General features: G+C 71.2%; 11 protein-coding genes. 8 read left to right on the top strand and 3 right to left on the bottom strand.

Translation table 11 applies throughout. From position 1 onward, the window contains the following. Positions 1–109: 109 nt before the first annotated feature. Both CRM89_RS14985 and nrdF read left to right on the top strand, forming a co-directional pair. On the top strand, positions 110–1,282 hold the full coding sequence (locus CRM89_RS14985; protein WP_098087001.1) for an alpha/beta hydrolase: 1,173 nt from the start codon (positions 110–112) through the stop codon (positions 1,280–1,282). 307 nt (positions 1,283–1,589) lie between these two features. Next, positions 1,590–2,552, top strand: coding sequence for a class 1b ribonucleoside-diphosphate reductase subunit beta (gene nrdF / locus CRM89_RS14980; RefSeq protein ID WP_060594776.1), 963 nt, complete (start codon positions 1,590–1,592; stop codon positions 2,550–2,552). 50 nt (positions 2,553–2,602) lie between these two features. On the opposite strand, the gene CRM89_RS14975 is transcribed toward nrdF, so the two are convergent. The 3 genes from CRM89_RS14975 to CRM89_RS14965 form a co-directional block, all read right to left on the bottom strand. Then, a complete protein-coding gene (locus tag CRM89_RS14975) occupies positions 2,603–3,493 on the bottom strand; it encodes a dioxygenase (RefSeq protein ID WP_098084473.1) in 891 nt (296 codons plus the stop codon). A 110-nt stretch (positions 3,494–3,603) separates the two neighbouring features. After that, the gene (locus CRM89_RS14970; protein WP_098084470.1) at positions 3,604–4,671 is read right to left on the bottom strand and encodes an iron-siderophore ABC transporter substrate-binding protein; all 1,068 of its coding nucleotides are present in this window, start codon (positions 4,669–4,671) and stop codon (positions 3,604–3,606) included. A gap of 44 nt (positions 4,672–4,715) precedes the next feature. Beyond that, a complete protein-coding gene (locus tag CRM89_RS14965) occupies positions 4,716–5,513 on the bottom strand; it encodes a VOC family protein (RefSeq protein ID WP_098084467.1) in 798 nt (265 codons plus the stop codon). Positions 5,514–5,784: 271 nt separating this feature from the next. Between CRM89_RS14965 and ctaD the strand changes: the two genes are divergently transcribed. The 6 genes from ctaD (at position 5,785) to CRM89_RS14935 (ending at position 12,281) form a co-directional block, all read left to right on the top strand. Then, positions 5,785–7,530 carry a cytochrome c oxidase subunit I gene (gene ctaD, locus CRM89_RS14960; protein WP_011210828.1) on the top strand — a complete coding sequence of 582 codons (1,746 nt, stop codon included), beginning with the start codon at positions 5,785–5,787 and terminating at the stop codon, positions 7,528–7,530. Between the two features lie 78 nt (positions 7,531–7,608). Then, complete coding sequence (gene serB, locus CRM89_RS14955) at positions 7,609–8,829, top strand: phosphoserine phosphatase SerB (RefSeq protein WP_098087000.1); 1,221 nt, start codon at positions 7,609–7,611, stop codon at positions 8,827–8,829. 105 nt (positions 8,830–8,934) lie between these two features. After that, positions 8,935–9,723, top strand: coding sequence for an aminoacyl-tRNA hydrolase (locus CRM89_RS14950; protein ID WP_170986797.1), 789 nt, complete (start codon positions 8,935–8,937; stop codon positions 9,721–9,723). Between the two features lie 36 nt (positions 9,724–9,759). Then, the gene (locus tag CRM89_RS14945; RefSeq protein ID WP_098084465.1) at positions 9,760–10,593 is read left to right on the top strand and encodes an ABC transporter ATP-binding protein; all 834 of its coding nucleotides are present in this window, start codon (positions 9,760–9,762) and stop codon (positions 10,591–10,593) included. 99 nt (positions 10,594–10,692) lie between these two features. Beyond that, positions 10,693–11,463: an NUDIX hydrolase gene (locus CRM89_RS14940; RefSeq protein WP_220276279.1), complete on the top strand. Its 771-nt coding sequence runs from the start codon at positions 10,693–10,695 to the stop codon at positions 11,461–11,463. Between the two features lie 50 nt (positions 11,464–11,513). Beyond that, on the top strand, positions 11,514–12,281 hold the full coding sequence (locus CRM89_RS14935) for an enoyl-CoA hydratase-related protein (protein WP_060594781.1): 768 nt from the start codon (positions 11,514–11,516) through the stop codon (positions 12,279–12,281). The last annotated feature ends 26 nt before the right edge of the window (positions 12,282–12,307 follow it).

The following is a 12,307-nucleotide window of genomic DNA, read 5'->3' as shown; positions in this document are numbered from 1 at the left end:
TGCCCTCCCCATCGTTCTCGGGGATGACGCGCACCCTGAGAATCCGTGGGCGGCGAAGCCGACCTCAGGCCGATTCCGCGGCAGGACGTGCCCGCCTAGTGTCGGGTTGATGATCGAACTGCGTCGCCTCGTCGCCGCCGCGGTGGCGGTGGCGGTCCTTCCGCTGGGAGCCGCCACCGCCGCCCCGGTGACCGCCGCACCGGTCGCGGCGGCCCCGGTGTCCGCGCCCGAACTGCCCATGCCGACCGGCGTTTTCGCGGTCGGCCGCGATACCTGGCATGTCGTGGACGACTCCCGCCGGGACCCCTGGGTGCCGAGCGAGCCCCGCGAACTGATGGTCGGCCTGTTCTATCCCGCGCTACCGGGCGACGGCGCCGTGGCGCCGTATGCCACGCCGGCCGAGGCGCGCCTGCTCGTCACCCGCGCGGGCGCCCGGTCGAGTGACGCGGGGGAAGCGGTGCGCGCCACCGGAACCCACAGCGTCACCGGCGCCACCCCGCAACCGGGTTCGTTCCCGCTCGTCGTGCTCTCCCCGGGCTTCGGGATGCCGCGCTACACCCTGACCTCGCTGGCCGAGGAGCTCGCCTCGCGCGGGTATGTCGTGGCCGCGGTCGATCACGCGAACGAGGCGATGGGCGTCGAATTCCCGGACGGGCGGATGTCGACCTGCCGCGCCTGCGAAACACTGGAGGACCAGGGCGCTTTCGCCCTCCTCGTGGAGACGCGCGCCCGGGACGTGTCGGTGCTGCTGGACCGCCTCGCCGCCGCCGACGCGCCGCCGGTGGCCCGGTCGGTCGACTTCACCCGCATCGGGATGGCGGGCCATTCGATCGGCGGGGCGAGCGCCGCCGCGGCCATGGCGCGCGACGGCCGGGTGCGTGCCGGGGTGAACATGGACGGGGCGTTCTTCAGCCTGCCGCCCGGCGACGATCCGGCCGGGCGCGCGTTCCTGTTACTCGGCACCGACGACGAGGTGCACCGGCCCGGCGGTTCGGATCCGACCTGGACGCTGACCTGGCCCGCACTGGGCATGTGGAAGCGCTGGGTGACCTTCGCCGGGGCCGACCACTACTCCTTCACCGACATCCCGGTGCTCGCGGAGCAACTGGACGGGAGCGAACTCGGATTGCCGCCCGGCGGCACGCTGTCCGGGCAGCGTGCCGTGGCGCTCACCCGCGCCTACGTCGGCGCGTTCTTCGATCAGCGGCTGCGCGGGATCCCGCAGCCGCTGCTGGACGGCCCAACCCCGGGGCGCCCCGAGGCGCGATTCCACATGCTCTGAGCAGCCCGCGGCCCGTCGGGATCGCGGTTCGGGCAGGTCGGCGAGCCGCCGAGCAAACCATCGGCGACCGATCCGCGGGGTCGGCTCGGACCCGGTGCGGCCCGCGGGATCGGGTGGCGCACAATAGGGGCCGCGCGTCGCCGGTCCGTGGCGGATCGACCGCCGGTGCCGCCACTGCGGGCAACACAACACCTTGTGTTGCGTGGAGTTGTCGGACACAACGAGTAGTGTCTGACTGGGTAGGTACTCGGTGACCGCGGGGTGTCCGGAGAACCGCAGTGTGTTCGGGAAAGGGTGTGGAGGCAGCATGAAACTGATCGATCGGGTGTCGGCCATCAACTGGAATCGGGTGCCCGACGAGAAGGACGCCGAGGTCTGGGATCGGCTGACCGGCAACTTCTGGCTGCCGGAGAAGGTGCCGGTGTCCAACGACATCCCCTCGTGGAACACGCTGACCCCGCACGAGCAGCAGCTGACCATGCGGGTCTTCACCGGCCTGACGCTGCTGGACACCATCCAGGGCACCGTCGGCGCGGTGAGCCTCATCCCGGACGCGCTGACGCCGCACGAGGAAGCGGTGCTCACCAACATCGCGTTCATGGAGTCGGTGCACGCCAAGAGCTACAGCTCGATCTTCTCCACGCTGTGTTCCACCAAGGAGATCGACGAGGCGTTCCGCTGGTCGGAGGAGAACCGGAACCTCCAGCGCAAGGCCGAGATCGTCCTCGACTATTACCAGGGCGACGACCCGCTCAAGCGCAAGGTGGCCTCCACTCTGTTGGAGAGCTTCCTGTTCTACTCCGGCTTCTACCTGCCGATGCACTGGTCCTCGCGGGCCAAACTCACCAACACCGCCGACATGATCCGGCTGATCATCCGCGACGAGGCGGTGCACGGCTACTACATCGGCTACAAGTACCAGCGCGGCCTGGAACAGGTGTCCGAGGCCGAGCGCGAGGAGCTGAAGAACTACACCTTCGAGCTGCTCTACGAGCTCTACGAGAACGAGGTCGAATACACCCAGGACCTCTACGACGAGGTCGGCCTCACCGAGGACGTCAAGACCTTCCTGCGCTACAACGCGAACAAGGCGCTGATGAACCTCGGGTACGAGGGCCTGTTCCCGGCCGACGAGACCAGGGTGAACCCGGCGATCCTGTCCGCGCTCTCGCCGAACGCCGACGAGAACCACGACTTCTTCTCCGGTTCCGGCTCCAGCTACGTCATCGGCAAGGCCGTCAACACCGAGGACGAGGACTGGGACTTCTGAGTCCGTAGGCACCGCCCCGGCCCCGCGGGACACGCGGGGTGCGGGGTGGGTCAGCGGCTGCGCGGCGGCGCGCCACCGGGCGCCATCGGGTTGCGCGGGGTGTTCTGCGTGCGCTCGGCGACGCCGATCGTCAGCGAGACCAGCATCCGGTCCGCCGGGCTGCCGGTGACGGTGGCCAGTTCGGCATCCCAGCCGTCACCGAAGACGTTGTCGGAGTCCAGCGACACCCGCGACAGGTTGGTCACGCTGCGGGCGTAGCCGGAATCGTGCGCGAACACCTGCTCGCAGGACTGCTGTGGCAGCGCGATCTGCGAGGTCAGCCGGGCGTTCTCGCCCGAGAGCGCCGAAGCCGGCGAGTCGTAGACCTCGAAATGGATGTGCGGCCAGCGGCCGGAATAGCACGCCGGGAAGATCGAGGTGAACGTGACGGTACCGGAATCGTCGGCCACCTGGACACCGCGCAGATAGTTCTCACCGGTGACGTTCGCGCCGTAGAGCGAGTACTCGCCGTCGCGATCGCAGTGCCACACGTACACGGCCATGCCGGTGCCTGCCGCGCCGCCGTTCGCGAGATCCCGCAGCGACAGCGACAGCGTCATCGGCACCCCCTCGGCCACGCCGGTCGCGCCGCCGAAACTGCGCGTGATGTCGGACCGGAGCACGCCCGACTGGACGAGGACGTTCGGCCCGTTGGTCCCGTCGCCCGGATAGGGGCCCGCGGTCTCCTGCGGCGCCGCCGCGACCGTGCCGGCCGAGGTGGATGTCGCGCCGCCCGTCGTCGTGCCGCCCGTCGTCGCGGCGATGTCGTCGCCGGACGCGCAGCCCGCCGCCACCGCCGCGGTGCCCGCCGCGCCCAGGAAGAACAACGCCCGCCGCCGCGACATCACCGCCATGTCGTAGCCGAGCCCGCGGTCGTGCTCGTGTCGATCGTCTCCGCCCATCCCTGCCTCCTTCAGCCGTGTCCGTGCCGACGGTAGGAAGCGCCGCTGCCATCCGGCTGGGGGACCGCTGGGAGACCGCTGGGAGCGGGTCGAAGCCGCCGCCGGGCCGCTCAGTCGGTGACGAACCCGTTGAGGGTGTTGCGGAGGTCGGTGAGCAGTGCGCGGGCCGCGGTGAGGCCGCCGCCGTGCCAGACGCTGTCCTCCACGGCGAAGACGCGGTGGTCCGACACCGCGCCCAGGTCTTTCCACTCCCGGCCGCGCATCACCGACTCGCCGTACTCCTTGCCCTGCTCACCGGCCAGGATCACATAGATCAGGTCGCCTTCGACCTGCTCCTGGTACCGACCGGCGGCCACGTCGAAGGAGGCGCCGCGCTGGGCGGCCGGGCGCTGCACCCCCGCGTCGGCGAGTACGCCGCCCGCGAAGCTGTCCGCACCCTGCACCCGCATGGTGTCGGCGGTGAACCGGACGACCGAGGCCTGGCTCTCGGTGGCCGCGATCGCGGTGCCCGTCTCGCGGGCTTCGTCACGGTAGCTCCGCAACGCCGCCGCCGCGGCCTGCTCGCGACCCAGTCCCGCCGCGAAGGCGGCGAATTCGGCCTGCCAGCCGGTGGGGGAACCGACCAGCACCGTGGGGGCGATGGCCCGCAACGCGTCGAAAGTAGCCGCGCCCGAGGGGGTTTCGCCGATGATCACATCCGGTCGCAGCCCGGCGATGGCGGCGAGATCCGGCTCGGCGGCACTGCCGACCACCGGAATCTCCAGCACGCCGGTGCCCAGATACTGCGGCTGCGGACGCGGCCCGTCCACCGCGACCGCGCCGACCACGCGCTCCCACAGGCCGAGCGCGCAGGTGGCGTCCAGGGCCGAGGTGGTGAGCACGACGATGCGCTGCGGGTCGGCGGGCACCTCCGACACGCCCGCCGCATGGGTCACCGAGCGGGTACCCGACGCTTGGTCGGGGGCGCTGGGCAGCGGGCAGGCGTGCGTGGTGTCGCGTTCCAGGCCGACCACGCCCGCACCGGCGATGTTGGTGGTGGTGCGCACGATCGAACTGGCGTCGTCGGCGCGATCACCGCATCCGGTGAGGGCGGCCGCGCACAGCGCCGCCACGGCCGCGACGGCGAATCGGGTGACCACGGTGCGGTTTCGGGTGCGGACGAGGGCGCTCACCGGCATGCCGGAGAGGGTACAGGCGAGCGCCCTCTGCGATGGTGCCGGGCTCAGGATCCGGGCACGTCCCCGCCGACGCAGAAGCGCGCACCGGTCGGATCGGCCAGCACCGCCATCCGCCCGTACGGGCTGTCCTCGGCCGGGTGCAGCACGCGTCCACCCAGGTCCACCGCCTTCGCCACGGTGGCGTCCACGTCCTCGGCGCCGAAGTACACCGTCCAGCCCGACATCCGCTGGGCCGGATCCACCACGGCGGCGTCCATGACGCCGCCGAGCATCGGACTCGTCGAGTGGATCGTGGTGTAGCGGAAGTCCGGCGCGCCGGGCATCTCGAAGGTGTCCGCCCAGCCGAACACGTCGCGGTAGAAGGCCAGCGCCTTCTCGTACTCGGTGGTGTGCAGCTCGAACCAGGACGGCGCGCCCGCGTGGTCGCGCCACCGCCCTCCCTCGACCATCGCGCTGGTCTCGATGCCCGGGAAGGTGCCCGCCTGCCACACGCCGACCCCGGCCCCACCGGGATCGCCGAGCACCACCATGGTGCCGAGATCGCCCACGTCGATGGCGGGCACGACGACCGTGCCGCCGTGCGTGGCGGCCGCCTCCGCGGTGGCGCGGGCATCGGCGGCGGACAGGTAGATCGTCCACTGGTCGGGGGCGTCGGCGTCGGCCTCGGTCTTGCCCATGCCGCCCGCGACGGCCTTGCCGTCCTTGCGGAAGGTGAGATAGCCGCCGAACTCCTCGGCGCGGTCGGCCGTCCAGCCGAACAGCCCGCCGTAGAAGGCGACGGCGCCCTCGGGATCGGAGGTGAACAGGTCGACCCAGACGGGATCGCCCGGCTTGGTGGTCATGATGGTCTCCTCGGTGGTCGGGAACAGTGGCCGTGTGCTGCTGTCACCCCTTCAGACGTGCGGCGTCGGTGGAATTCATCGGCCCGGCGGGAGGTTCGCGCGCGGGACCGCCGCCGGGAAATACGACGCAGAGTAGGACCACCTGCCGTGTGGCACGGGCGCACGGTTTACGATCTGTGGAGCGCAAGCGAACTGTCCGCTGTTCCGGTAACGGGATGTGTGCGAGCAGCGGAGCCTGCGGAGCGACCTAAAGGCACCTTCAGGAGGATCAGTGACTGCGGTAGAGCCCAGACCAGTCCCTCAGTTGGAAGCGACTCGACCGTATCCGGCACGGACCGGACCCAAGGGTTCTTTCCTCTACAAGATGGTCACCACGACCGACCCGAAGGTGCTCGGCACCATGTACCTGGTGACCGCCATGAGCTTCTTCATGATCGGCGGTCTGATGGCCCTGCTGATGCGTGGTGAGCTGGCGCGCCCGGGTCTGCAGTTCCTCTCGCCCGAGCAGTTCAACCAGCTGTTCACCATGCACGGCACGATCATGCTGCTGTTCTACGCGACCGCGATCGTGTTCGGCTTCGCCAACATCATCCTGCCGCTGCAGATCGGCGCCCCCGACGTCGCCTTCCCGCGCCTGAACGCCTTCAGCTACTGGCTCTACGCGTTCGGCGCCACCATGGCCACCGCGGGCTTCATCACCCCCGGCGGCGCGGCCGACTTCGGCTGGACCGCCTACGTGCCGCTGACCGACATCCTGCACTCGCCCGGTGTCGGCACCGACCTGTGGATCCTCGGCCTCGCCGTCTCCGGTCTGGGCACCATCCTGGGCGGCGTGAACATGCTGACCACCGTCGTCTGCTTGCGCGCCCCCGGCATGACCATGTTCCGGATGCCGATCTTCACCTGGAACATCGCCGTCACCAGCGTGCTGGTGCTGCTGGCCTTCCCGCTGCTCACCGCGGCCCTGTTCGGCCTGGCCTACGACCGCCACCTGGGCGGGCACATCTACGACCCGGCCACCGGCGGCATCCTGCTCTACCAGCACCTGTTCTGGTTCTTCGGCCACCCCGAGGTCTACATCATCGCGCTGCCGTTCTTCGGCATCGTCTCCGAGATCTTCCCGGTGTTCAGCCGCAAGCCGATCTTCGGCTACACCACCCTGGTGTACGCGACCCTGGGCATCGCCGCGCTGTCCATCGCCGTGTGGGCGCACCACATGTACGCCACCGGCGCGGTGCTGCTGCCGTACTTCTCGTTCATGACCTTCCTCATCGCGGTCCCGACCGGCGTGAAGTTCTTCAACTGGATCGGCACCATGTGGCGGGGTCAGCTGACCTTCGAATCGCCGATGCTGTGGTCGCTGGGCTTCCTGGTGACCTTCCTCTTCGGTGGTCTGTCCGGCGTCATCCTGGCCAGCCCGCCGCTGGACTTCCACGTCACCGACTCCTACTTCGTGGTCGCCCACTTCCACTACGTGCTCTTCGGCACCATCGTGTTCGCCACCTTCGCCGGCATCTACTTCTGGTTCCCGAAGATCACCGGCCGCATGGTGGACGAGCGCCTGGCCAAGTGGCACTTCTGGGCCACCTTCGTCGGCTTCCACACCACCTTCCTGGTGCAGCACTGGCTGGGTGCGGAGGGCATGCCGCGCCGCTACGCCGACTACCTGCCCTCGGACGGCTTCACCACGCTGAACACGATCTCCACGATCGGCGCGTTCGTGCTCGGCGCCTCGATGCTGCCGTTCATCTGGAACATCTTCAAGAGCTACCGCTACGGTGAGGTCGTCACCGTGGACGACCCGTGGGGTTACGGCAACTCGCTGGAGTGGGCCACCACCTGCCCGCCGCCGCGGCACAACTTCTACGAGCTGCCGCGCATCCGGTCCGAGCGTCCGGCCTTCGAGCTGCACTACCCGCACATGATCGAGCGCATGCGCGCCGAGGCGCACGTGGGCTGGGGCTCGGGCAAGCACGGGACCCCGCAGGACGACGACGCGTTGCTGGCGAAGAAGTAACGACGACGACTGTGCACCCGCTGGGCCCCAGCGGGTGCACACTCGTGTGACGAGCAGAAAGACTTGGAGCGCACCGACGTGGCCGACACCACCGTTCTCGTGACCGTCACCGGGCCGGACCGGCCGGGCGTGACGTCCGTGCTGCTCGCGGCCATGTCGCGGCACCAGGTGAGCCTGCTCGACGTGGAGCAGGTCGTCATTCGCGGCAGGCTCACCCTGGGCGTGCTGATCAGCTGTCCCAGCGACCCCGAGGCGTTGCAGGACGAGCTCGAGGAGGCGATGAACACCGTCGGCATGGCCGTCGAGGTGGAGGTGGGCGCGGCCATCGGCAGGCAGCCGATGTCCACGCACGCCGTCGTCATCCTCGGTGCGCCGGTCACCGCGCGGGCGTTCAGCGCCGTCTCGCGGCAGCTGGCCGCGCTGGGCGCCAACATCGACACCATCCGCGGTATCGCCGACTACCCGGTGACCGGTATGGAGCTGCTGGTCACCGCGATCGACACCGGCAGCGACACCGATTCGCGGCTGCGCACGGCGCTGGCCGAGGTGGCCGTGGCCGAGGAGGTCGACGTCGCGGTGGAGCGGGCGGGCCTGGCCCGGCGCGCCAAGCGGCTGATCGTGTTCGACGTCGACTCGACCCTGATCCAGGGCGAGGTGATCGAGATGCTGGCCGCGCACGCCGGGGTGGAGGAGCAGGTCCGGCAGGTCACCGAGGCCGCCATGCTCGGGGAGATCGACTTCGCCGAATCGCTGCGTCAGCGCGTGGCCACGCTCGCGGGCCTGGACGAGTCGGTCATCGACGAGGTGGCCGAGCGCATCGAGCTGACGCCGGGCGCGCGCACCACCATCCGCACCCTGCGCAGGCTCGGCTTCCGCTGCGGCGTGGTCTCCGGCGGGTTCCGCCAGGTGATCGAGCCGCTCGCGCACGACCTCGAACTGGATTTCGTGCAGGCCAACACCCTCGAGATCGTCGACGGCAAGCTCACCGGCCGGGTCGTCGGCGAGATCGTCGACCGCGCGGCCAAGGCGACCGCGCTGCGCAAGTTCGCCGCCGAGGCGGGCGTGCCCATGGAGCAGACGGTGGCGGTCGGCGACGGCGCTAACGACATCGACATGCTCAACGCGGCCGGGCTCGGGGTGGCGTTCAACGCCAAGCCCGCGTTGCGCGAGGTCGCCGACGCGGCGCTGTCGCACCCGTACCTGGACGCGGTGCTGTTCATCCTCGGCGTCACCCGGGACGAGGTGGAGGCGGCCGACGCGCGCGACGGCCTGCTGCGCCGGGTGCCGTTGATCGGCTGAGCGGGCCGCGGGCCCGCCGCCGGGAATGCCCGGCGCCGCCCGCGCCTTGCACACGCCAGGCATCCGCACGCACCGGATGCACCGTGACGCCCGAAGGGGGAGCGCATGACCGACCCGGACAGCGGCGGCGACATCCGGCTCGTCGACGAAATCCCGGACACACCGGCGGCTTTCCGTGCCAGGCATGCCGTGTTGGCCCGCGGTTACGGCGGCGCCGACGATCCGGCGGACCCGGATCGCGTACAGGCCATGCAGATGGTGCTGCACCTGCCCAAGGTGGATCCACCCGCGCGCAGCGCCCTGCTCGCCGCCGCCGCGTCGGCGGTGGTGGCGCTGTGCCTCGACCCGCGGGTCGGCCACGGCGGGCCGTGGGAACAGCGGTTCCTGGCCTGGACCGGCGCGCGTATCCGCAAGGTGGCCCGGCGGGCGCGCGGCGCGCAGTGGCAGGCCGCGACCGAGGTCGACGGGGTGACCGTCGAGGTCGACGGCGCCGCGGCGCGGGCCTACGTGCCCGGCCCGGTCGGGGAGGTGGACCCGCGGATCAGGAAGCTGCAGATCGGCGGCACCGACCTCGCCCACGACGAGCCGGGCCCGCCGGACCCGGATCTGCCCGTGCTGTGGGTGAATTCGGCCCTGGGCATGTCGCTGGGCAAATCCGCGGCACAGGTGGGACACGCGAGCATGCTGCTGGCGGGCGCGATGAGCGCCGAGCACGCGTTGCGCTGGGCTGGAGCGGGTTTCCGCTGTTCGGTGCGCGAGGCCGACCCGGACCGCTGGCGTGCGCTGACCGCGCTGGTGGACGCCGGCGCGGCGATCGCCGTGCGGGACGCCGGATTCACCGAGATCGCGCCCGGTTCGCTGACCGTGATCGGGGTGCCCGCCGACACCTGGTGAGGGCCGGTCCGACACCGCCGCGGGATCTGAGCCAAGATGGAGCGCGTGCCGCAACCGGATCCCGATCTGCTCATCGACTTCACCGACGTGACCATCCGACGCTCGGGGCACACCCTCGTCGGCCCGGTCACCTGGCAGGTCGAGCTCGACGAACGCTGGGTCGTGCTCGGACCCAACGGCGCGGGCAAGACCTCGCTGCTCCGTATCGCCGCCGCCGAGACCCACCCCACCTCGGGCACGGCCAACCTGCTCGGCGAAACCCTCGGCCGGGTGGACGTCAGCGAACTGCGCCCGCGCATCGGCCTGTCCTCGGCCGCGCTGGCCGGGCGCGTGCCCCGCGACGAGAAGGTGCTCGATCTGGTGGTCTCCGCGGGCTACGCGGTGCTCGGCCGCTGGCGGGAGCGCTACGACGACATGGACACCGACCGGGCCGTGGACATGCTGGAAAGCCTCGGCGCCGAACACCTTTCCGACCGCACCTACGGCACCCTGTCCGAGGGTGAGCGCAAACGGGTGCTGATCGCCCGCGCGCTGATGACCGATCCCGAACTGCTGCTGCTCGACGAACCCGCCGCCGGGCTCGACCTGGGCGGGCGCGAGGAGCTCGTCGAGCGACTGGGCGACCTGGCCGCCGACCCGGACGCGCCCGCCATCGTGCTGGTGACCCATCACGTGGAGGAGATCCCGCCCGGGTTCACCCACGCCCTGCTGCTCAACGAGGGCGAGGTGGTGGCCCAGGGCCTGCTCGGCGACGTGTTGACCTCCGAGAATCTCAGCGAGGCATTCCGCCAGGCCATCGCCCTCGACCGGATCGAAGGCCGCTGGTTCGCGCGGCGGGCGCGCCGGGCGGGCAGGCACCGCTCGCGCTGACGCCACAGTGACGCGGGTTATGGTGCTGGGGTGAGTGAGACCAATTCGGCGGGCGCCCCGGCGTCGCAGGCGCCCCAGCCCAAGGACGCCTCGACGGTGATGCTGGTGCGCGACAGCGCACGCGGACCCGAGGTGTTCCTGCAGCGCCGCGTCGGCGGGATGGCCTTCGCGGCGGGCATGACGGTGTTCCCCGGCGGCGGGGTCGACCCCTCCGACGCCACCGCCGACATCGCCTGGGCCGGTCCCGAACCGGCCTGGTGGGCACGCCGTTTCGACACCACCGAGCCACGGGTCAAGGCCCTGGTCTGCGCGGCGGTGCGGGAGACGTTCGAGGAATGCGGGGTGCTGCTGGCCGGGCCGACCGCCGACACCGTCGTGGGCGACACCGCCGCCTACCGCGAAGCACGCGGGAAGCTGGAACGGCGCGAACTCTCGCTGGCCGCCTTCCTCGCCGAGGAGAAGCTCGTCCTGCGCGCGGATCTGCTGCGGCCGTGGGCGAATTGGATCACCCCGGTGATCGAGCCGCGCCGCTACGACACCCGGTTCTTCGTCGCCGTGCTGCCCTCGGGCCAGCGCGCCGACGGCGCCACCTCCGAGGCCGCCGAGGTGCACTGGCGCACCCCCGCCGAGGAACTGGACCGCTGGCGCGAGGGCGTCGACATCCTGCTGCCGCCCACCTGGGCCCAGCTGGACGCGCTCGCGGCCTTCGACTCGACCGCCGAGATCCTGGCCGCCGAACCGGTGATCGAGCCGATCATGCCGGTGTTGGCCCCCGCCGGCGGCGCGCAGAAGCTGACGTTCCCCGACGGCGCCCGCTACTTCGCCGACCTGCCGGAGGCGGGCAAGCTGCGCGGTTCGGCGCGCAGCTGAGCGCCGGGCATCGCGCGGGCGCGGGTGCGCCGGGCGGTAGGTTGCCTGGTATGGCCGAATTCGTGACCCTGGGGCAGCCGGACGAGGACGGGGTCGCCGTCCTGCGCATCGCCCGCCCGCCGATGAATCAGATCAACATCCAGGTGGCACGCGAGGTGGCCGAGGCGGCCGCGCGGGTGGCCGCCGATCCGGCGGTGGCGGCGCTCATCGTCTACGGCGACGAGCGGGTGTTCTGCGCGGGGGACGACATGGCCGAACTCGCCGGGCTCGACCGCGACGGCGCCGCGGCACGGGCCGCCGATCTGCAGGACGCGCTGGGATGTCTGGCCAGGGTGCCGCAGCCGACGGTCGCCGCGATCTGCGGGTACGCCCTGGGCGCCGGGTTGGAACTCGCGCTCGGCGCCGACCGCAGGATCATCGGCGACAACGTCAAACTCGGTCTGCCGCAGATCCGTGCCGGGTTGATCCCGCTCGCGGGCATCCGGCGGCTGGCGCTGTCGATCGGCCCGTCCGCGGCCAAGGATCTGGTGTACTCCGGCCGCTTCGTCGCGGCCGACGAGGCCCGGACGCTGGGTCTGGTGGACGAGGTGGTCGCTCCCGACGACGTGTTCGCGGCGGCGCGGCGCTGGGCCGGGCAGTTCACCGGCGGTCCGGCGCGGGCGCTGGCCGCCGCCAAGGCCGTGTTCGAGGCCGGGCCGCACGGTCTCGACCGTGCCCGCACCGAATGGGCCGCCCTGTTCGACACCGCGGACCGGCGCATCGGCACCAGCTCCTACGTCGCCGAAGGGCCGGGCTCGGCGGTGTTCACCGGGCGGTGACGGACCCCGGAGGCAGCCCGAGCGAC

The sequence above is a fragment of the Nocardia sp. FDAARGOS_372 genome (assembly GCF_002554515.1).
Lineage (GTDB): Bacteria > Actinomycetota > Actinomycetes > Mycobacteriales > Mycobacteriaceae > Nocardia > Nocardia farcinica.
Note: the sequence above shows the minus strand (reverse complement) of the source record. Positions and strands in the feature narration are given on the sequence as shown.

Bases quoted from the DNA above. Each gene is read 5' to 3' on its own strand.
- CRM89_RS14935 (WP_060594781.1), top strand. From the start codon at position 11,514: ATGGCCGAATTCGTGACCCTGGGGCAGCCGGACGAGGACGGGGTCGCC.
- nrdF (WP_060594776.1), top strand. From the start codon at position 1,590: ATGAAACTGATCGATCGGGTGTCGGCCATCAACTGGAATCGGGTGCCC.
- CRM89_RS14950 (WP_170986797.1), top strand. From the start codon at position 8,935: ATGACCGACCCGGACAGCGGCGGCGACATCCGGCTCGTCGACGAAATC.
- CRM89_RS14940 (WP_220276279.1), top strand. From the start codon at position 10,693: ATGCTGGTGCGCGACAGCGCACGCGGACCCGAGGTGTTCCTGCAGCGC.
- CRM89_RS14945 (WP_098084465.1), top strand. From the start codon at position 9,760: ATGGAGCGCGTGCCGCAACCGGATCCCGATCTGCTCATCGACTTCACC.
- CRM89_RS14975 (WP_098084473.1), bottom strand. From the start codon at position 3,493: ATGGGCGGAGACGATCGACACGAGCACGACCGCGGGCTCGGCTACGAC.
- CRM89_RS14965 (WP_098084467.1), bottom strand. From the start codon at position 5,513: ATGACCACCAAGCCGGGCGATCCCGTCTGGGTCGACCTGTTCACCTCC.
- CRM89_RS14985 (WP_098087001.1), top strand. From the start codon at position 110: ATGATCGAACTGCGTCGCCTCGTCGCCGCCGCGGTGGCGGTGGCGGTC.
- CRM89_RS14970 (WP_098084470.1), bottom strand. From the start codon at position 4,671: ATGCCGGTGAGCGCCCTCGTCCGCACCCGAAACCGCACCGTGGTCACC.